Origin of the sequence: Butyrivibrio fibrisolvens (assembly GCF_037113525.1) — a bacterium.
GTDB classification, from domain to species: domain Bacteria; phylum Bacillota; class Clostridia; order Lachnospirales; family Lachnospiraceae; genus Butyrivibrio; species Butyrivibrio fibrisolvens.
Genome location: NZ_CP146963.1, coordinates 4,516,372 through 4,536,918, shown reverse-complemented (window position 1 = coordinate 4,536,918; position 20,547 = coordinate 4,516,372). Strand labels below are relative to the sequence as shown.

At 39.9% G+C, this 20,547-nt stretch carries 15 protein-coding genes; 11 read left to right on the top strand and 4 right to left on the bottom strand.

The genetic code is table 11. The annotated features are described in order from the left end of the window. The first annotated feature begins 103 nt into the window (after window positions 1-103). The 5 genes from WAA20_RS19320 to WAA20_RS19300 all read left to right on the top strand — a co-directional run bounded on the left by WAA20_RS19320 (window position 104) and on the right by WAA20_RS19300 (window position 6,942). Complete coding sequence (locus WAA20_RS19320) at window positions 104-1,942, top strand: GH25 family lysozyme (RefSeq protein WP_073389307.1); 1,839 nt, start codon at window positions 104-106, stop codon at window positions 1,940-1,942. 263 nt (window positions 1,943-2,205) lie between these two features. Further along, entirely contained in the window at window positions 2,206-3,435 is a 1,230-nt protein-coding gene (locus WAA20_RS19315; protein ID WP_073389308.1) for a UDPGP type 1 family protein, read from the top strand. A 311-nt stretch (window positions 3,436-3,746) separates the two neighbouring features. Continuing rightward, on the top strand, window positions 3,747-4,763 hold the full coding sequence (galE, locus tag WAA20_RS19310) for a UDP-glucose 4-epimerase GalE (RefSeq protein WP_073389310.1): 1,017 nt from the start codon (window positions 3,747-3,749) through the stop codon (window positions 4,761-4,763). A 356-nt stretch (window positions 4,764-5,119) separates the two neighbouring features. After that, window positions 5,120-5,386 carry a hypothetical protein gene (locus WAA20_RS19305; RefSeq protein ID WP_073389311.1) on the top strand — a complete coding sequence of 89 codons (267 nt, stop codon included), beginning with the start codon at window positions 5,120-5,122 and terminating at the stop codon, window positions 5,384-5,386. Window positions 5,387-5,409: 23 nt separating this feature from the next. Then, window positions 5,410-6,942: a trypsin-like peptidase domain-containing protein gene (locus tag WAA20_RS19300; protein ID WP_073389313.1), complete on the top strand. Its 1,533-nt coding sequence runs from the start codon at window positions 5,410-5,412 to the stop codon at window positions 6,940-6,942. A 316-nt stretch (window positions 6,943-7,258) separates the two neighbouring features. Here WAA20_RS19300 and WAA20_RS19295 read toward each other — a convergent pair whose 3' ends face one another. Next, entirely contained in the window at window positions 7,259-9,076 is a 1,818-nt protein-coding gene (locus WAA20_RS19295) for an ABC transporter ATP-binding protein (RefSeq protein ID WP_073385835.1), read from the bottom strand. Further along, a complete protein-coding gene (locus WAA20_RS19290) occupies window positions 9,076-10,851 on the bottom strand; it encodes an ABC transporter ATP-binding protein (protein WP_073385833.1) in 1,776 nt (591 codons plus the stop codon). Before WAA20_RS19290 ends, WAA20_RS19295 begins: the two co-directional genes overlap by 1 nt. 269 nt (window positions 10,852-11,120) lie before the next feature. On the opposite strand from WAA20_RS19290, the gene WAA20_RS19285 reads away from it, so the two are divergent. From WAA20_RS19285 to WAA20_RS19260, 6 genes are all read left to right on the top strand, one after another. Next, window positions 11,121-11,921 (top strand): AraC family transcriptional regulator, encoded by an 801-nt coding sequence (locus WAA20_RS19285; protein ID WP_073385831.1) that lies wholly within the window; start codon window positions 11,121-11,123, stop codon window positions 11,919-11,921. 232 nt (window positions 11,922-12,153) lie between these two features. Continuing rightward, on the top strand, window positions 12,154-13,644 hold the full coding sequence (gene clpX, locus WAA20_RS19280) for an ATP-dependent Clp protease ATP-binding subunit ClpX (protein ID WP_139263624.1): 1,491 nt from the start codon (window positions 12,154-12,156) through the stop codon (window positions 13,642-13,644). Window positions 13,645-13,849: 205 nt separating this feature from the next. Beyond that, window positions 13,850-14,206 (top strand): hypothetical protein, encoded by a 357-nt coding sequence (locus tag WAA20_RS19275; RefSeq protein WP_073385828.1) that lies wholly within the window; start codon window positions 13,850-13,852, stop codon window positions 14,204-14,206. A 47-nt stretch (window positions 14,207-14,253) separates the two neighbouring features. Further along, the gene (locus WAA20_RS19270; RefSeq protein WP_073385827.1) at window positions 14,254-14,748 is read left to right on the top strand and encodes a hypothetical protein; all 495 of its coding nucleotides are present in this window, start codon (window positions 14,254-14,256) and stop codon (window positions 14,746-14,748) included. Window positions 14,749-14,775: 27 nt separating this feature from the next. Further along, complete coding sequence (locus tag WAA20_RS19265; RefSeq protein WP_073385825.1) at window positions 14,776-15,477, top strand: DUF975 family protein; 702 nt, start codon at window positions 14,776-14,778, stop codon at window positions 15,475-15,477. Between the two features lie 63 nt (window positions 15,478-15,540). Beyond that, complete coding sequence (locus tag WAA20_RS19260) at window positions 15,541-17,502, top strand: glycoside hydrolase family 2 TIM barrel-domain containing protein (RefSeq protein ID WP_338801866.1); 1,962 nt, start codon at window positions 15,541-15,543, stop codon at window positions 17,500-17,502. Window positions 17,503-17,737: 235 nt separating this feature from the next. Here WAA20_RS19260 and WAA20_RS19255 read toward each other — a convergent pair whose 3' ends face one another. Together WAA20_RS19255 and WAA20_RS19250 are read right to left on the bottom strand one after the other, a co-directional pair. After that, entirely contained in the window at window positions 17,738-19,342 is a 1,605-nt protein-coding gene (locus WAA20_RS19255) for a hypothetical protein (protein ID WP_073385822.1), read from the bottom strand. Window positions 19,343-19,374: 32 nt separating this feature from the next. Further along, complete coding sequence (locus WAA20_RS19250; RefSeq protein ID WP_073385821.1) at window positions 19,375-20,454, bottom strand: hypothetical protein; 1,080 nt, start codon at window positions 20,452-20,454, stop codon at window positions 19,375-19,377. Window positions 20,455-20,547: the final 93 nt, after the last annotated feature.

Genomic DNA, 20,547 nt, shown 5'->3' with positions numbered 1-20,547 from the left:
ATGTGATAAGGCTTAAAAGCGCTATATTCCTTGAAAATGAAGCGTTTTGTCGGTATAATTTACTTAATTGGTTAGGGAAAAATAGCTTTTAAGGAGGAGGAAAATGTCAAAAAAAGTCATTCGACGGATTACAGCCGTGGTATGCGCACTTGTCATTTCTATTGCAACAGCATTTTCGACGCCGCAGGCAGCAATTGATGCTCAGGCTGCACCTGTTCTTGCAAGAGGAATAGACGTATCTCACTATCAGGGTGCGATCAACTGGACAGCAGTTGCTCAGAGTGGGATCACTTTCGCATTTGTTCGCGTAGGAACTTCAAACACAATCGATACTCAGTATGTAAATAACCTTACAGGAGCTGCAGCAGCAGGTCTTCGTGTTGGTGTTTACTGGTATACTTATGCAATGAGCGCAGAGCAGGCAGCAAGTGAAGCTAATCTTTTGCTTCAGCTTATTGCACCATATCAGGTATCATTCCCGGTAGTAATTGATATCGAAGCTCAGTGTCAGAAGTCTCTTAACATGGCACAGCAGCAGGATATCGTTAATACTTTCTGTACTATAGTTTCAAGTGCAGGATATATGCCAATGGTATATGCGAGCAGAAACTGGTATGTACAGCGTCTTGGAGATGTATCATGGCAGAAATGGGTTGCCCAGTATTCTGATACTAATACAATGCCATACAGCTACGGCGTATGGCAGTATACAAGCAGCGGATCAGTACCGGGAATCAATGGCCGAGTTGATATGGATTATCTCTACACAGATTATTCACAGGTAATCATTCCGGAGGGATTCCTTACAACTAAGACAGGTACATATTATTACAACAACTATCGCTGGCAGAAAGGCTGGGTAACACCTTCATCAGGTGGAAAATATTTCTGCGATGCATCAAACGGTCTTGTCTGGACTGGTTGGATGAATGATGGAGTTAACCAGTATTATCTTGATCCTACTAAGGGAGGAATGGCTGCTGTAGGTCTTTCTGATATTGAAAATTCAAGATACTACTTCAATGCAGATGGAATCATGCAGACAGGTCTTCTTACTATCGGAGAAGGTATCCAGACATATTTCGGTGCAGATGGTAAGGCGGTAAAAGGCTTTGTAGCACTTCCTGATGGTATAAGATACTTTAATGATGACTATGTAATGCTTACAGGTCTTCAGTCAATTGGCGACAATCTCTACTATCTCGGAGCAGATGGTATTATGAGAACAGGTCTTCTTGGTCTTGATACAGGTATATACTATTTCGATGCTGAGGGTAAGGCATACACGGGATTCTATACAGATGCAGCTACAGGCAAGACATACTACTTTGAGCCTAAAACACGTACAGCTCTTGTTGGTCTTCAGAGTGTAAACGGTAATCTTTATTACTTTAATGAAAAAGCTGAGATGCAGACAGGTATGCTTGGCATTGAAGGCTTTAAGTATATGTTCGGCGCAGATGGCGCAGCTGTAAGCGGATTCTTCACAGATCCTGCAACAGGAGCTACATATTACTTTGATCCTAAGACACACGCTGCTTCAGTAGGAAGCGTTACAATCGACAAGAGTAACTACTTCTTTGATGCTGAAGGTGTAATGCAGACTGGATTCGTTGGCGAATACTTCTACGGCGTAGATGGTAAGATGGTAGTAGGACAGATGTTCAATGCAGGAACAAACTTCTACATTTCCGGCAAAGACGGAGCGCTGCTTAAGGGTCTTTCAAAGACAAAGGATGGCACATATATGCTTGATCCTGTAGATGGTCACATGGTAATCGGATTTGTACAGATCGGTGACGGATTCTTCTACTTTGGAGAAGACGGACGTATGGTTGCAAATACCACTGTCAACATTGGCGGCGTTGACTGCACATTCAATAAGGACGGTATGCTTATTGGTCCTGAAGGACTTGTACCTCCTGTAGTAGCAGTATATTAAAACTATATGACTTATGAAGAGCTGTGGCACATATCAGTGTGTCGCAGCTCTTTTTTTGACAAAAACTGTATTTGCGCAATAAAAGTGGAAACTTTACGAAAAATGTGATAAAGTATATAGGCGATTTTGAAAACAACAGGAGCTTTGGAATAGCTATGCTATTAGCTAGGACAGATAAACGAATAATAGTCCTGACTGGAGTTTTCGGATACAATATTATGGGAAACTTAATATGAAAAAGGGTGTTTGGAGGTAAGTGAAATATGAATTACGAACAGGCTAAAGAAAAGCTTGCAAAATATAACCAGGAACACGTTCTCAAATATTATGATGAACTTTCCGAAGAAAGCAAGGCTGCTCTTCTTCAGCAGATCGATGAAACAGATTTTGAAGTTCTTTCTAAGTGCAGCGAACTTGGAAAGGGTGGAAACCGTGGAGAATTCTCTCCACTTGCAGCAATGCAGCTTCCTGAGATCGAGGCTTCAAGAGAAGAGTTTGAGAGAATCGGTATTGAGACAATAAAGGCAGGCAAGACAGCAGCAGTTCTTCTTGCAGGTGGTATGGGAACTCGTCTTGGTTCAGACAATCCAAAGGGAATGTTTGATATTGGTCTTACCAAGAATGTATATATTTTCCAGAGACTATTTGAAAATCTTATGGATAGCGTTAACGCAGCAGGCGGCGCATTCATCCATCTTTTCATAATGACTAGTGAAAAGAATCATGAAGCTACAGTAAATTTCCTTACAGAGAAGAACTTCTTTGGCTATCCAAAGGATAAGGTAACATTCTTTAAACAGGATATGGCACCGGCTTCTGACTACAACGGAAAAGTTTACATGGAAGGCAAGGACCGTATCTCTACATCTCCTAATGGTAATGCAGGATGGTTCTCATCAATGATCAGAGCAGGCCTTCTTGATGTCATCCATGCAGAAGGCATTGAATGGATCGATGTATTTGCTGTAGATAACGTACTTCAGAGAATCTGTGATCCTTGCTTCGTTGGTGCTACAGTTAAGCGCGGAGTTAGCGTTGGTGCCAAGGTTGTTAAGAAGAACGCTCCTGATGAGAAGGTTGGCGTTATGTGCCTTGAAGATGGCAGACCATCAATCGTAGAATATTACGAACTTTCACAGGAGATGATGGATGCTAAGGATGAAAACGGTGATCCTGCATATAACTTCGGTGTAATCCTTAACTATCTTTTCAATGAAAAGGCTCTTGAAGAGATCGCTTCAAAAGAACTTCCTCTTCACGTAGTTGAGAAGAAGATTCCATATATCGATGAGAATGCAAATCTTGTTAAGCCTGAAAAGCCAAACGGATGTAAGTTCGAGCAGCTCGTTCTTGATATGATCCATATGCTTGATTCATGTCTTCCTTATGAAGTTGTAAGAGAGAAAGAGTTTGCACCGATAAAGAACCCTACAGGTGTTGATTCAGTAGAGTCAGCTAGAGAGCTTTGCAAGCTTAATGGTATAGAGCTATAAGGTACATAGAAATACATCCATGTATTTCTGGACATGTACAAATTACATCCTGTAATCGTACATAGAATAAAATGGTTAGTAGCCATAATATGATTCCAAAGACAAGTAGGTCTTCAGGAATCATAATATGGCTTTTATCGTATATAGAGAGGCATTTTTGAAAATGAAAATGCATTTAACATTTTGACAGCTTTAAATAACATGTTGTTATTGAAGATATAATGGCTGACATTTATAATTCATGCATAAGAACAAGTTTTGAAGTATTTGATCAGATTGAGCTTTTTATGCACTCTTAGGAGGAAAACATTATGACAATTTTAGTAACAGGTGGAACAGGATATATCGGCAGTCATACAGTAGTAGAGCTGCAGAATGCCGGATATGATGTTGTAGTAATGGACAACCTTAGCAACTCTTCCATGAAGGTTCTTGACAGAGTTGAAGCTATAACAGGTAAGAAGGTTCCTTTTTACAAAGCTGATATAAGAAATCGTGAAGATCTTGAGAAGATCTTTTCACAGGAAAAGATCGATGCTGTTATTCACTTTGCAGGACTTAAGGCTGTTGGCGAATCAGTTCAGAAGCCTTGGGAATACTATGAAAATAACATATCAGGAACATTAACACTTCTTGATGAAATGAAGAAGCATAATGTTAAAAACATCATCTTCTCTTCATCAGCTACAGTTTATGGCGATCCTGCCATCATTCCGATCACAGAGGAATGCCCTAAGGGAGTATGCACAAATCCTTACGGATGGACCAAGCACATGCTTGAGCAGATACTTTCAGATATCCAGAAAGCAGACAATGAATGGAATGTAGTACTTCTTAGATACTTCAATCCTATCGGAGCTCACAAGTCTGGTACCATGGGTGAAAATCCTAACGGTATTCCTAACAACCTTATGCCTTATATCACACAGGTTGCTGTAGGTAAGCTTGATCACCTTAGCGTATTTGGTGATGACTACGATACTCCTGACGGAACAGGTGTTCGTGACTATATCCACGTAGTTGACCTTGCTAAGGGACATGTTAAGGCGCTTAAGAAGCTTGAGCCTGGAACAGGTCTTTCGCTCTACAACCTTGGAACAGGTGTTGGCTACAGCGTTCTCGATATTGTTAAGAACTTCGAAGAAGCTAATGGCGTTAAGATCCCTTACGAAATTGCTCCAAGAAGAGCCGGCGATATCGCTACATGTTATTCAAACGCAGAGAAGGCCGAGAGAGAACTTGGCTGGAAGGCTGAGAACGGCATCCGTGAAATGTGCGAGGATTCATGGAGATGGCAGAAGAACAATCCTAATGGATACGAAGACTGATCGATAGTTCGATCTGTCAAAAAAGATATAAATGATATACTAAGGCTTTGCAGATTGATATGTTTAGAAATACATCCCTGTATTTCTAAACATATCATCATGCAAAGCCTTTTTTGACATTAATAGTTCTGTAAGCGCATTTATAAACAGGAATCGGATACCTGTTTTCTACTAATAATGACGCTTTATCATATCAAATATACCGTTCGTCGTATAAGAGAACTTTTTTATAGTAGGGTGATAATATATAAACAAGCTTATCTATGCTCATTCATATATAGAGTTAGCAAAATCCAGATTGCATTTTTCTTCGTTTTGGTGCAAAGTAATATAAGCACGGGAAGGAATTGAAGAAAATGTTTAGATTATGGGTCAGATTATTCAAAGATAATCACATGCAAAAAGATACAGTCATATGCAATGACGACGATGATACCAGAACACATAAAGTTATGGGGAGTCTTGAAAAGGCATGCTATGAGATGGATCTTCCCAAACCTATCTGGCTTGGGGTTAACGTAAATGACTTCAAGAGGCATAGTAAATGCAGATTCACTCAGGACAGTTTTATAGAAGAAGTTCCATTTGATTATATGGAAATATGTGTTATTGAAGAAGATTAAACCGGGCATGAAAGGGGAATAACATGAACGAAGTAAAAGATAATAATTACACACAGGGCGCAGGTACATACGGCAATACAGGCGCTAATTATTCTGTTAATAATGGAATGCAGAATAATGGATATCAGTATGCCGGATATGATAATAATCCTCCTAAAAAGAAGAAAAAGGGTAAAAAGATATTAGTTTCTTTTATAGCTCTTTTACTTGTAGCAGGACTTGGAACCGGTGCTGTATATGTTGCTAAGAGCAAAGACATCTCATTAAAGGGACTTCTTGAAAGCAAGGATAAAAATGAAGAAGTTGCTACTACTGAAAATGCAGATGATGCTAATAAAACAGAAGAGCCCCTGGTTGTTGCAACAGATGTATCTGCACTGATCGATAAGGTTATGCCTTCTATCGTTAGTATAGATAATACATTTATGGTTGACCTTGAAGAATATGGTTATGAAGAAGGAGAGGGCCTTAGTGGTGGTTCAGGCTCAGGAGTTATTCTCGGTCAGAATGATACAGAGCTTTTGATCGTTTCTAATAACCACGTAGTTGAAAATGCAGATGACCTTTCAGTAAATTTTGTAAATGGTACAACTAAAAAAGCTTATATCAAAGGTACTAACTCCGGAATGGATCTTGCAGTTATAGCTGTACCTCTTTCAGAAATAGATGATGCAACTATGAACGCAATTGCTTTTGTAGAAATAGGCGATTCTGATACATTAAAACTTGGTGAGCCTGCAATTGCGATCGGTAATGCTCTTGGTCAGGGCCAGTCAGTTACAGTAGGTGTTATCAGTGCTTTAAACAGAAAACTCCTTAATGAGGATGGATCTGAAGCAATATTCATTCAGACAGATGCGTCTATTAACCACGGTAACTCCGGTGGAGCTTTATTAAACTCAAAGGGACAGCTTATCGGAATTAACTCAAGAAAAGCTGTAACTTCCGATGCGGAAGGTATGGGATATGCTATTCCGATCTCAGTAGCTAAGCCTATCATTGATGGCCTTATGGAGTCCGGATCAAAACAGAAAGCAAGCAAAGACAACAGAGGTGTTCTTGGCGTAACAGCATACACACCTACAGGTGTTGAAGGTGCATATATCTCATCAGTTGACAGCGGAAGTGCTGCAGATGAAGCAGGTCTTGAAGTTGGTGATATCATTATTCAGATTGAAGATGCAAAAATTGCTTCCAGAACAGATCTTGATACCAACATGGCATATTATGAAGCTGGACAGACAATCAAGATCACAGTTCTTAGAAAAGGCAGTAACGGATACGAAGAAGTTGAAGTAGAAGTTACACTTAAAGAGCAGAAATCAAGTAATTCAAGCAGTAAAGATGACGACAAGAAATCAGATGACAAGAAGGACTCTGATGATGATAACAAGGGTTCAGACGACTACGAAGACGACGACGACTACGAAGACGGCGACGATTACGATGATGGAGACGACTACGATGACGGAGACGGCTACGACGAAGAGAACCCTGATGATGGAGACGATGAAGAAGATGACGGAAGCGACGGCGGAGACGACTTCGGATTCTAAGTCTTATGAATTGTAAATAATACCCTTCCTTACATAAAAAATATAAAAGCCATTTTGAGGAATCATATTGAAACCTCAAAATGGCTTTTGCTTTTGAATAAAATCTTATGACTTTTTGTCACTTCGTTCCAAAAGTCATGTAAATAGGCCAATTGAGAACACCTTCGGTGTTGGGCCTATTTACCTACCGATTCACTTTCTTACGAAATCCGCAGTAAATGCGGATTTCTGATTCAAAGTTGCGAAAACATATATCTTATTCTCTTAAAAAACATAAAACCTTTCAAGAGAAATCAGAAAACTTATAAAGATACTGTCAGGCCTGAAGGAATGCGTACTGGCTGTCGTAGAGATTGTGGTAGTATCCGCCAGGTATCTTTAAGAGCTCTTCGTGAGAACCCTTCTCCTGGATCTTACCATCATCTACATACATGATGCAGGTTGCATTCTTGATAGTACTAAGTCTGTGAGCAATGATGAAAGAAGTTCTACCTTTAAGCATTTCCTGAAGACCTTTCTGAAGAAGGATCTCTGTCTCAGTATCAATACTGGAAGTTGCTTCATCAAGTATCAGGATCTTTGGGTTAGCAAGAACAGCTCTTGCAAAGGATATAAGCTGTCTCTGACCTGCAGAGAGTCTGCTTCCTCTTTCATTGACCTGTGTGTTATATCCGTCTTCAAGGCCTTTGATAAAGTCGTGAGCACATACGGTTTTGGCAGCAGCTATTACTTCTTCGTCAGTAGCATCTTTATTACCATAACGAATATTGTCCATTATGGTTCCGGAGAAGATGAAGCTGTCCTGCATCATAACGCCCATCTGCTGACGTAGGGACTTAATGGTAACATCACTTATATCAGTTCCATCAATAAGAACCTTGCCGCTTTCAACGTTATAGAATCTGCTGATAAGGTTAACGATAGTAGATTTACCTGCTCCGGTAGGACCTACTATAGCATAGGACTGTCCTGCACCAACTTTGAAGCTTACATCGTGAAGGATCTCAACTCCGTCGTCATAAGCAAAGCTAACATTCTGGAATTCTACATCGCCCTTTATCTCAGGCATTTCCTTGGCGCCTTCATTATCCTTAACTGTTATCGGAGCGTCAATGGTCTCAAAGATACGTTCAAGATAGGAAATTGCTGTAAGAAGCGAATTATAAAAGTTTGCCAGTGTCATAATAGGCTGCCAGAATCTTGAAACATATCCGACGAAGGCAGTTAAGAGACCAACTGTGATAGCAGTTTCTCCGTGTGTAAGCCAGCCAATACCTAGAACATAGATAACAGAGGTCGTGATAACCGTAATATTCTCTATAACAGGGCTTAAGATGAAGTTATATTTAACCGCGTTCATCCATGCGCTTCTTGATTCTTTGTTGAGCCTGTTGAAAAGAACTGTATTAGTATCTTCTCTGACAAAAGACTGTGTGACCCTGATTCCGTTGATACTTTCTGCTATGTAAGCATTGAGGTTTGACTGTTTATTACTCTGTATCTGCCAGGCTCTTCTCTGTCTGTTTTTTACAAAAAGGATGATAGCAGTAAGTATTGGAAGACCGCACAGGCATATAAGAGTAAATCTTACATTCAGCATCAGCATGAATATCAGGATGAATACAAGCGAGAACATATCTGTAATGGTATTAACGATACCATTGGACAGAAGATCGCTTAGATTATTAACATAGTTAACAACCCTAACCTGAATCTTGCCGTGAGGCTTATCATCGTAGTAGGAAAAGGGGAGCTTTTGCAGATGTACAAAGAGCTCGCGCCTAAGGTTATAGATGACGCCCTGACCAACTCTTGATGTAAGTTTGATCTTGTACTTCATGATGACAGCACAGGTTATACCTACAAGGAGCGCCAGGATAGCATTGATTATAATAAGGCGGACAGCCTTATCCGGTGTATATACATTGTTGTAAACAGTATCTGAGATGATATCCATGACATTCTTCATAAAAAGAGGAATGAGCATGGAAATGGCACTTGATATTACCATTATGATAACGGCGATAGTCAGATCCTTTTTATAGGAGCCGACATAGTGCGCCAGTCTTTTGAGCTGGTTTATGTCAAAACCGCTTTCCAGTTCTTCGTCTTGTTCAATTTTATTTCTGGCCATTATGCGGTCTCCTTTCTTTTCATGATCTCATCGAATTCACCGTACTGATGTTCGAATACCTTCTTGTAATAGCCATCTTTGGCAATAAGTTCATCGTGAGTTCCGGACTCGGATATGCGGCCGTTCTCAACAACAAGGATCACATCAGCATCTTTGATCGAAGATATGCGGTGAGCGATGATGAATACAGTATGTCCGTTAAGCTTTTTTAGATCGCGCTGGATCTCAGCTTCTGTCTCCATATCAACAGCAGATGTTGTATCATCAAGGATCAGGATAGACGGCTCTTTGAGAAGTGCTCTTGCAAGAGAGATCCTCTGACGCTGACCACCGGAAAGACCTACACCTCTTTCACCGACAACTGTGTCATATCCATCATCCATCTTGGTGATGAAGTCATCAGCATCAGCCATCTTTGCAGCCCACTTAACCTTCTCAAACGGGCAGTCAGGGTCTGCATAAGCAATATTACCCTCGATAGTATCTGAGAAAAGAAATATATCCTGCATAGCAATACCGATACCATCACGTAGCCTGTGAAGATCAAGGTCTTTAACATTGATGCCGTCCATAAGGACTTCACCCTTGGTTGTATCAAAGAATCTGCACATAAGGTTCATGATAGTTGACTTACCTGAGCCTGTTGCACCGATGATACCTACTGTCTGACCCGGCTTTATGTGGAAGCTTACATCATGAAGGACAGGTTCATCATCAACTGTGTAGGATACGTTTCTAAACTCGACTTCGCCCTTGATCTTATCGACTTCCTTAGGATAGCGGGGAGTCTGGATATCAGGTTTTTGAGTGATAGTCTGGTATATCTTTTCTACAGAAGTTGTAAATCTGTGGTAGTCATTAATGAGCCAGCCCATAAACTGAAGAGGGTTATTGAGCATCCACAGATAGCTGTTGATCATAACGAGGTTACCAAGTGACATGTAACCATAAATGCACATGATACCACCTGCTACCATGAGGATGAAGGTGAGCATGTTTGAAAGGAGCATAAATATAGGCACATATTTGGTCCATACTCTTGCAGCTTCAAGCTCAGCTTCTTTGTACTGGGCATTTTCCTTATCGAATTTCTCGATCTCGTACTCTTCCTTGGCGAAGGCTCTTACGACTCTGTTACCGCTTATGTTCTCTTGAACAAAGGCATTAAGAGATGAGAACTTGTCTCTTATGTTCATGAACTTAGGCTTTATGGTCTTGGACTGTGAGTAAGTCATAAAAGCTGTTATAGGAAGAACAAGGATCATGGCAAGACCTATCCTGAAGTCAACAGAGAAGATCATGAACAAAGCGATAGTGAACAGAAGGACATTTTCATAAATGTTGTAAATAACAAAGGCAACGAAATGGCGGATCGCCATCATGTCACCTGTCTGTCTGCTCATAAGGTCGCCGGTCCTGCTTCTGTTATAGAAGGCAAAGTCCTTCTCAAGAAGATTTCTGTATACGCCATCACGCATGTCATAGAGCATATCCTGTGATGCTGTCTCGAACAGATACAGGAAAATAAGTCTGAAGATAGCTCGTATAAGTGTGATGCCTATCATCAGAAGAAGGAACTTTGGAAGAAGATCCATCCTGATGTTTTTGCCATCGCCGATGATATCGTCTACGATAAAGCCTGTAATTCTGGGGTTGATGATTGCCAGAATGGAAGTAGCTGTCACAAGGATAAGTCCCAGGGCAACCTTCCACGTGTACTTTTTGAGGTAGGAATAAAACCACCTCATTGCCGATTGTCTTTTTTTGATTTTCATAATATCCCCTCATACCAAAAATATTGCCAGATGAAAATTTTATATAAAATTGCTTTGCCATAAGCAATCCGTATTTTTAATGATAGACTGTTGCTTTATTTTTACAATGATATATATTGTTTAAGATTGATTTATTTTGCTTTTTTGAGATAGTATAATAAAGATATTGTAAAGCAACCATTTTTAAAAACAGGCATATAGCAAAGCGATTCGTGAGTTTGATAGATATGAAACGTTTGATAAACTGTGCTTTTTGAAAGGGAACCGTCATGATAGCAGTTGAAGGAATTGGTTATAGATATGTTCATCAAAGCGGCTGGGAGATAAACAGACCTGATGGCCTTCAAAATTATCTTTTCCTGCATATAGAGACTCCTTCGGATATTCTGGTGGGAGATGAGATGGTCTATTATCCTGAGCCTTGCTTTATATTGTTCAAAAAGGGCCAAAGGCAGCACTTTCACAACCATGAGAAGATGACATATATAGACAGCTGGGTGCATTTCGATACAGATGGAAGCGGGGATGAAATAGACAAGCTTATAGATGACCTTGAAATTCCAAGTGGCATGCCTGTGGTCTTATATAATACGGTAGAACTAAATGATCTGTGGCAGCTTGCTGATTCGGAGTTTCACCAGGCTGGTGGTCACAGGAAGGATCTTATTGATATGAAAATGAGGGTCCTTATCTATAAATTTGCAGATGTAATGCATGCTGAGAGTAAGACTCCCAGTAAGTTTAACCGTTACAGAAGATCTTTTGGCGAACTTAGAAACAGCATATTCAGCGGCAATAATGCGGCGTCTATTACAGATGTAGAAGAACTTGCCAAGTCCCAGAATATGAGCCTTTCATATTTTGAGCATGTTTATAAGGAACTTTTTCATGTACCTGTGACCAAGGATATCATCAAGAGCAGGATAAGCTATGCCAGATATCTGCTGCGTTCTACAGATAATTCCATACAGGATATAGCCAGATACTGCGGATATGAGAATATAGAACATTTTAATCGCCAGTTTAAGGCTACAGTTGGCTATACGCCTACAATGTTCAGGAGCAGATAATAAATCATATTAATTTAATATATTTTTTCTTGCCAATATGGGTTTATGCGCATATACTTAGAATGCTGAAATCGTTTTTACATATATTGTTGAATTAAAATTCAATAATACTTAAAATGTAAATCTTATTGAAGATCAGGCGACAAGCCAGCTTTGCAGTTTTGTTTTAGAAAGAAAGGTTTTTATGAGCAGTAATTTTAACAACGACGACAACAAGGAAAAGACAGATGCAATGGATTTCCGTGAAGTAGATGATAAGGGACAATCCACAGTAAACTCCGCAGATTCAAAAGATTCTGATAATAAGGACAGTGATTTCGAAGATATATGCTTTATATGCAGACGCCCTGAATCCAAGGCAGGCCGCATGTACAAGCTTCCCAATCATATATGTGTGTGCGAAGATTGTATGCACCGCACCATGGATACTGTAAGTCAGTATGATTACAATAATCTTCTCAATAACCCGGAACTCATGAACCAGCTTAACAAGAATAGCGGCATTACTTTCATGAATCTTGGGGACCTTAACTCTAACCTTCAGGGAGGAATCCCTAATTCACAGAAGATCAAGAAGTCCAAGAAAAAAGAGGAAGAGGAAACAATAGACATTAAGAAGATCCCTGCTCCTCACAAGATCAAGGCACAGCTTGATGAATATGTAATCGGACAGGATCAGGCCAAGAAGGTTATCTCAGTTGCGGTTTATAACCACTACAAGAGAGTTGCTACAGGCACTATGGACGACATTGAGATTGATAAGTCCAATATCCTTATGATAGGACCAACAGGTAGTGGTAAGACATATCTTGTTAAGACACTTGCCCGCCTTCTTGATGTACCGCTTGCAATAGCAGATGCTACATCACTTACAGAAGCAGGTTATATCGGTGATGATATCGAGAGCGTTATCTCTAAGCTCCTTGCGGCAGCAGGCAATGATGTTAAAAAGGCAGAGCGCGGTATCGTATTTATCGATGAGATAGATAAGATCGCCAAGAAGAAGTCTACAACAGCAAGAGACGTAAGCGGAGAATCTGTACAGCAGGGAATGCTCAAGCTCCTTGAAGGATCAGAAGTTGAAGTTCCTGTAGGTGCTAATTCCAAGAATGCTATGGTGCCTCTTACAACAGTTAATACCAAGAATATCCTCTTTATCTGTGGTGGTGCTTTCCCGGATCTTACAGATATCATCAAGAACAGACTTAACAAGTCTTCATCAATCGGATTTAACTCTGAGCTCAAAGACAAGTATGATGAAGAAGATCTTCTTTCATATGTTACAACAGAGGATATCAAGAAGTTTGGTATGATCCCTGAGTTTCTTGGAAGGCTTCCTATAGTATGTACACTTTCAGGACTGACTAAGGAAGCCCTTATCACGATCCTCAAAGAGCCTAAGAATGCTATTCTTAAGCAGTATCAGAAGCTCCTTGAGCTTGATGAAGTAGACCTTAGATTTGATGACGGAGCGCTTGAAGCTATTGCAGAAAAGGCTCTGGAAAAAGATACTGGAGCTCGTGCTCTTCGTTCTATCATCGAGGAATTCATGCTTGATATCATGTATGAGATTCCTAAGGATGACAACATCGGAAGAGTAACTCTTACTAGAGATTACATCGAAGGCACAGGCGGACCTCAGATCGAGATCAGAAGCGAGAGAGTTAAGGTTGATAGCTCTAAGAAAAAGGAAGCTATCGAGGATAAGTCTGATAAAGAATAAGCTAAATATGTGAAATTTGAAAGGCTTCATGATAGTGATATGTAGCTCTTCACTGAATAATACAGTAGGAGGATGCATATCACATATGAAGCCTTTTGTTAAACCCTTGTATAAATTATCAGAAAATTCAAGGGGTTTATTGATAATATTCTGCTTTTATGATAGTATTAATTTGAATAAATATATAAAAAAGAGAGGCGTAGCGATGGAGAGCAGTCCACGCAGAAGTATGGCAAGCATGTCAGTATGGCTCGGCATCACGTCCATAATATTTTATAGTACCGGTTTTATTGCGATAATACTGGGAGGCGTAGCCATAGTACTGGCACTTCTTTCAAGAGGTAACAGTAAGAAGCTTACACGCAAGGCTGTTATAGGACTTGTTATAGGAATAATTGGTGTATCTATCACATATATAACAGTTGCAGTTATAGCTTATAGGATCTTTACCGATCCTTCTGTTGTAGCAGCAGTGGAAGCGTTCAGACAGAGCAATACAATTGATAATTACAACAATCTGTATGATGCGATCATGAACAGTACAGGTGTTATACCTCAGTAGAATATAGATAGACAATGTAGTCCGGATGGTATTAAGAGGGATTGCATATGATAAGAATAAACGCTATAGGATACGGATATGGTTATAGCGGATACGGCACATCTTCAGTTTCTTCGGCGGGTGAGAGCAAGTCAGTAGTTAATCCCGGAGAATCAAATGTTAAGTCGGCAGGCAGGAAATCTTCTCCTGCAGAGTGTGAGACGTGTCAGAATCGTAAGTACCAGGACGGATCCGATGAAATGGTATCATTTAAGACTGCTCAGCACATAAGTCCCGCTGAAGCAGGATCAAGAGTAAGAGCACATGAGCAGGAACATGTGTCGAATGCTTATGCCAAGGCAGCCCAGAACGGCGGCAAGGTCCTTCAGGCATCAGTAAGCATTCATACAGCTGTATGCCCTGAATGTGGAAGGACATATGTATCCGGCGGAACTACTACTTCTCAGATCAAATATACTAACGAAGACAATCCCTATCAGAAACAGCGCAAAGCCGCTGATGCAGGGCTTCTTACAGGAATGAATGCAGATTATTCTGTATAAATAATTATAAAAGGACAATATAATTTAATGGCTAAAGCAGCAGGCATTTCAACTTCTATGGTCAAAGCCACGGCCAGAGAAAGACTTCTTGGTAACTATGGAACGATAATAGCTGCCAGTATCGTGGTTGATATTTTTTATTTTGCGAGTATGCTTTTCATACAGCGGATAACAAACATTTATATATCGCTTGCAACGGAGATCATAATTGATCTCCTTTTTGGCGTATTTATTTCAGGAAGAAGTTATATGCTTATGAATCTGGCTTTTGATCAGCCGGTGACATTTGGAGACCTCTTTTTTGGATTTAAGCAAAATCCTGACAAAGCAATCCTTATCCAGCTGATCTATACAATTGCTATCATCATTTTGCAGATACCTATGTTTTTGAACACGTTTGGTCTGATAACTCCAATCATGCTCCTGTATGGAACACTTATTCTCCTTGTTCCATATATTATCTTTTCAGTTGCTATGTCACAGACCTTTTTTCTATTACAGGACTTTCCGGATAATTCAGTAAGACAGCTCGTAAAAAAGAGCGTGAAGATCATGCGCAATAACTATCTTAAGTATATCTGGCTGGTTCTTAGTTTTATCCCTATGATCCTTATTGGAATCATTACATTTTTTGTTCCTCTGTTATGGGTTGAAGCTTATTACAATGCCAGCAGAGCCATGTTCTACAAGGAACTAATTTCCCAAAAAGAAAAGGCTGTAAACGCCTGATAATATATTTCAAAATGCCCTGCATGAAGGAGATATATGGATCTCACAGATATCACTCGCAGTATGGTAAGAAGTAAGGAACCTGTAGCGCTTAGAAGGCTCGACACTCCCTGGACTGAAAAAGTGCTTGAATCAGTATGTCCAAAATCAGAATATCCAAGACCCCAGTTCGAAAGAGATAGTTACGTATCTCTAAACGGAATCTGGGGTTTTTGTGTTACAAAATCTGCTGCGCTTCCCCGTAAGAAGGATATAAGTGGCAGGATAAGAGTGCCTTTTTCTCCTGAAAGCGCTCTTTCTATAGTGGATGAAACTTCACAAAACAAGGAAACTTTTCTTCCCCATGTGCTTAAACCTGATGAATATCTGTGGTATTACAGAAAGGTTGAAGTTGATAACAGGCCCTCTAAAAATGCCCGCCTTTTGCTTCACTTTGGCGCTGTGGACCAGATCTGTGACGTATATATTAATAGTCACGCTGCGGCACATCACGAAGGGGGATATCTGCCCTTTACAATAGATGTAACTTCTTTTCTGAAAAATGAGTCTGAAAATGATTCTTCGGATAATGAGGCAAAAGAGTTTTTTGACATAAAGGTCTGTGTAAAAGATGTAACTGATACTTCCTGGCTTTCAAGAGGTAAGCAGACACTTCGAAGAGGCGGTATGTTTTATTCTGCGCAGAGCGGAATATGGCAGAGCGTATGGATGGAGTGGGTTCCTGAAACTATGATCTATAAGGTGGTAGTTGAACCTCAAAGTGACCTTAAAACTGCCCTTATAAAGCTTACGGTGTCAAAACCCTGCGATGTAATAATTCGAAGGTTGCCAGATACTAATGAAGATAAAGCTCCTGATAATAAACTGTTTGGGAAGATAATAGAAAGGGACACGTTTAAGCCCTGCGATCCCCTTGAATCCCAGACAGATCACGAGATACTTTCGTCAGATACGATCCCTATTGATGTAAGATATGCATATTCTTCTGAGATCAAAGTTCAGATTGAGGATGTTAAAATCTGGTCACCTGAGGATCCGCATTTGTACCATTTTGAAGTTGTTGCCAATGGTGCAAATGGAGAATCCGACAGGGTAACCTCCTATTTTGGTATGAGAACCTATACCATGGAAAAAGATGAAAAGGGTATTCTGAGGTTTTGCCTTAATCATAAACCCTATTTTATCAAAGGGGTATTAGACCAGGGATACTGGCCTGATGGTCTTATGACGGCACCTTCGGATGCTGCTCTTATCTATGACATCAAGACCATGAAAAAGCTTGGCTATAATACCCTTCGTAAGCACATCAAGATAGAGGAAGCAAGATACTATTACCACTGTGACAGACTTGGAATGCTGGTTATTCAGGATATGGTCAGCGGAGGAACTACCTATGACAAGCCGCTTGTAACCTATCTTCCGAATATTTTCCCAAATCTTATGCAGACATTTGATGATTCTGCTAAGAGTTATAAATTCCTCGCAAGATCGGATGAGGCAGGTAGAAAGGCTTTTGTAACTGAGATGCGTAATACTGTAATGTATCTCAAGAACAGTGTTTCTATAGCGATATGGACCATCTTCAACGAAGGCTGGGGACAGTTTGATGCGGCAACTCTTCCGGGTGTGCTTAAGTTTGTTGACAGCACAAGGCCTATAGATGCGGCCAGTGGCTGGTTTGATCAGGGTTCGGGAGATTTCAACAGCATACATAACTACTTCAGAAAGCCTAAAGTGCCTTATGATAAGTATGAAAGAGCCTGCTTTATTTCTGAATGCGGGGGACTAACATATTATGATCCTGATCACAGCGCAAGCAGGAAAACCTATGGATACGCAACATACAAGAGCAGGAAAAAACTGAATGAAGAGTATGGAGAGTTTATTCACCTCGAGCTTCTTCCTCTTGAAACTAAGGGCCTGTGCGGCTTTGTCTATACTCAGGTAAGTGACGTTGAAGATGAAGTAAATGGACTTCTCACCTATGACAGAAGAGAAGTTAAGATTAAGACAAGGATCTATTGACATATAAAGTAATAGTTGCGAATATGTCTAAAGGATTTTACGGATATACCTACATTTGCTGGAATTGGAACTATTATTACAGCCTTCTTCATGGGGCTACTTATTGAGTTCTTTAATGAAAAAGTCGCAAGACCTATACTAAACAAATAAGAAAACAGGGGCGTTTCATTTGAAGAAATGCCCCTGTTTTAAAGTGCGTTATTATATAAGAATTATTGTGAAACTACGTTTTTCTTTATTTTTCTACTATTTCATCTCCGATCAAAATATAATATTTACTGTCTGGACTGGTAAAACCTATTAGTTGACTTTTAACACCTTCAGAATGAAGCAAATGGCAGTAGTCACATATTGTTTCGACATCACCTGATTCTGTTCCTACACTGCATAGATACATGTCATCTTTTATGAAGAAGCATCTTTCAGAAAAAGGATCCCACAAAAGCTGGCTGTTAAGCCTGTCTCCCTGAGCAGCAACCATGACAGTACTCTTTCCTTCGGAAAGACAGTAAATATCATTGTTCATAATGAACCATACCGTGTCTAAATTTTTGTTTGTAACATAGTCAGGACCAATTGAACCAGTACTATACAATCTGGTTTCCGTAATATCTTTTCCGTCATAAGAGAACTTTACTAAATTGCCCTCAGAAGTTCCAATGCAGGCAGGCCCCTCATCAGTAATAGCAGTACTGAAATTCCGTGCTTTTTCATTACCTGATGTTAGGCAGATAATCTCTGGAACAAGGCCTGTAAAAGCATAGCAATCATCAAATGAATGCATCATAAGTGCATCTGAAAAGCAGTCTGTATCAAGAATGTAATGTTCTGAAAAAAAGGATATAGGCATACTAATGCCTCTCGCTACATCAAAGTGAAGTTCCTCTGTATCTTCAGTTATGATCACTGGCTCTCCGCTTTCGGTTTTATAGTACTTGACTCCTTCCTTATCCATGTACATTATCTGTTTACATTCTTTGTCAAAATAGCTTTCCAGCATACGTTTTGTACTTAGTGTTACTTCTTGCCCGTGGTCTATACATTTAAACTCGTCGTCTTTTCCACCAAATTCATTATAATATATCATGCTTGCGTCATTAGAAATTGCAATAAGGCTTGGATCATTATCAATATTGTATGAACGTGCTTTAATGTCTATTCCATCTGTGTATAGCCCTGGTTTCCCGTAACAGGTTGAAAAAGCAACTACCTGTCCGTTTGGCGAAATACATACAGTTATAATGTTTCCGGTATAAATTGACTCCTTAGTCTGATTCCATATATCGTAAATAAATAATTCCTGCTCTGTAGTCCCGACTTCTCCTGTTACATAGTAGCAATAACCTCCATCAAAGCAGATGCCGGCATCATTAACATCTGTCTCTATCTCAGTCATATTAAGGTCAGCATCTATGTAATAACATACATTGTCATAGACAAGAACAGCCTCAGAAGCATCAGCGTTTACAGTCATTTCCAGGTAGTATCTTTCGCCGTCATGAAAATCCTTTATGATCTTCCCGTCTGAATTATAAATATACTGGTCAGCCTGGCAGATTCTGGGACCATCATAGTTCTTGGTGCGGCGGCTTTCAACATCAGAAGCACTCTTATCGGAACCTTCTTCATCAGAAGAAAGATCATCATCTTTATTAGCATTGTCTATGTCGCTGTCTGTATCCTCAGTCTTATCATCAAGATCTTTATTTAAAGATGGAGAACCATTTTGGACAGAAGAACCAATGAATGCGATGAGCAAATATCCGGAAAGTGCTATTACAACAGCGAGTACTGCTGTGAGAATAGTTGTAAGTATTTTTTTATTTCCATTGCTTTTCATAAATTTAGAATCCTTTCTAAAAACATTATTCCTTAAACATAGATTACAAGAACGTCAAAAGTATCTCCGTTTTGGTCATTAAAGAAGTGGAAGGTTGTGGCACCTTTTTTAACAGGGGTGAAGGTGACTTTAATAGTTCCATCATCTGTGAAATGGTCATCCCAGGCAGCAGTGATCCTCTTGTTATCTCCCTGAAGATTACAGGTCCCATAAAAACTCATGGTAACGTTAATGGAAACCTCTTCTCCGCTTGTTGTCACAACGTAGCTGTCAGCATAAAAGCTTCCGCTACCTTCTTTGGCTTCAGCGTCAAAGCTTTCAAGATGCTCGCTGACCTGAATATCTGATTCATGATCCTCGATATAGTTAGAAAACTCAGTGATCTCTGTTCCAAGCTCATAGTTTACAAGATCGAGATCATCGATCTGACCGTTAAGAGAAGCGATGACTTCTTCCTGAGAAGAAACAGTTGAAATAAGTTCACTGTTCTGAGTCTGCAGGCTTTCTATGGAAGCGGAAAGCTCCCTGTTTCTTGATATAAGCGTATATGCAAAAACACTAGCGCAGGTAAGGGCTGCAAATAATAAGACAGATGCGATAGCAAGTGCAATAAGCGCCTTTTTATGTGATACAAACTTTACGACAGTAACCTCTGTTTCAGAATAGGTTTTAGACTCCTCGACAAGTTTTTGTACAAGCAGGACGAGAGTTTTTTGGGCATCGTCAGATTCTTTTGCCTCAAGACCTTTCATGATAAGATCGGCAAAGCTTGCTGCCATAACATCTTCCCAGTCAGAAGATGAGAACTGGACACTTGCACCTATATCACGGAACTTGTTGTAAAAGGACATGGAATCCCTGGAACACTTTTTGTAGTCCTTTTTAGGTACGTCTTCTCCAAGTTTATTAAGATATTCCGGAAGAATATTGTAAGCAAGCTTGGGGTTATCCCCCATAGCAGCTACAAGACAGGTCATTAGACCTATAAGAATACATTCAGCTTTCTTTTTATCTCCTTTTTCTTTTGGAAAAAGAACTTTATCGCTACAGATACTTTTAGCAGTATCTGATATACTCCCTAAAATATTAGATGTCTGTGTTTGTAGATCCATTTGCTTCTCCCCCAAGAACGACTATTTGGTAATTATACCATGAAATCTATAAAACCAAACATAAAAACGTAAATTATGGCGAGGATAAACGGT

What these genes read in the sequence shown, in the direction of transcription:
- clpX (WP_139263624.1), top strand. Translation starts at nt 12,154, where the DNA reads ATGGATTTCCGTGAAGTAGATGATAAGGGACAATCCACAGTAAACTCC.
- WAA20_RS19315 (WP_073389308.1), top strand. Translation starts at nt 2,206, where the DNA reads ATGAATTACGAACAGGCTAAAGAAAAGCTTGCAAAATATAACCAGGAA.
- WAA20_RS19260 (WP_338801866.1), top strand. Translation starts at nt 15,541, where the DNA reads ATGGTAAGAAGTAAGGAACCTGTAGCGCTTAGAAGGCTCGACACTCCC.
- WAA20_RS19305 (WP_073389311.1), top strand. Translation starts at nt 5,120, where the DNA reads ATGTTTAGATTATGGGTCAGATTATTCAAAGATAATCACATGCAAAAA.
- WAA20_RS19320 (WP_073389307.1), top strand. Translation starts at nt 104, where the DNA reads ATGTCAAAAAAAGTCATTCGACGGATTACAGCCGTGGTATGCGCACTT.
- WAA20_RS19300 (WP_073389313.1), top strand. Translation starts at nt 5,410, where the DNA reads ATGAACGAAGTAAAAGATAATAATTACACACAGGGCGCAGGTACATAC.
- WAA20_RS19285 (WP_073385831.1), top strand. Translation starts at nt 11,121, where the DNA reads ATGATAGCAGTTGAAGGAATTGGTTATAGATATGTTCATCAAAGCGGC.
- WAA20_RS19255 (WP_073385822.1), bottom strand. Translation starts at nt 19,342, where the DNA reads ATGAAAAGCAATGGAAATAAAAAAATACTTACAACTATTCTCACAGCA.
- WAA20_RS19270 (WP_073385827.1), top strand. Translation starts at nt 14,254, where the DNA reads ATGATAAGAATAAACGCTATAGGATACGGATATGGTTATAGCGGATAC.
- WAA20_RS19265 (WP_073385825.1), top strand. Translation starts at nt 14,776, where the DNA reads ATGGCTAAAGCAGCAGGCATTTCAACTTCTATGGTCAAAGCCACGGCC.
- galE (WP_073389310.1), top strand. Translation starts at nt 3,747, where the DNA reads ATGACAATTTTAGTAACAGGTGGAACAGGATATATCGGCAGTCATACA.
- WAA20_RS19290 (WP_073385833.1), bottom strand. Translation starts at nt 10,851, where the DNA reads ATGAAAATCAAAAAAAGACAATCGGCAATGAGGTGGTTTTATTCCTAC.
- WAA20_RS19295 (WP_073385835.1), bottom strand. Translation starts at nt 9,076, where the DNA reads ATGGCCAGAAATAAAATTGAACAAGACGAAGAACTGGAAAGCGGTTTT.
- WAA20_RS19275 (WP_073385828.1), top strand. Translation starts at nt 13,850, where the DNA reads ATGGAGAGCAGTCCACGCAGAAGTATGGCAAGCATGTCAGTATGGCTC.
- WAA20_RS19250 (WP_073385821.1), bottom strand. Translation starts at nt 20,454, where the DNA reads ATGGATCTACAAACACAGACATCTAATATTTTAGGGAGTATATCAGAT.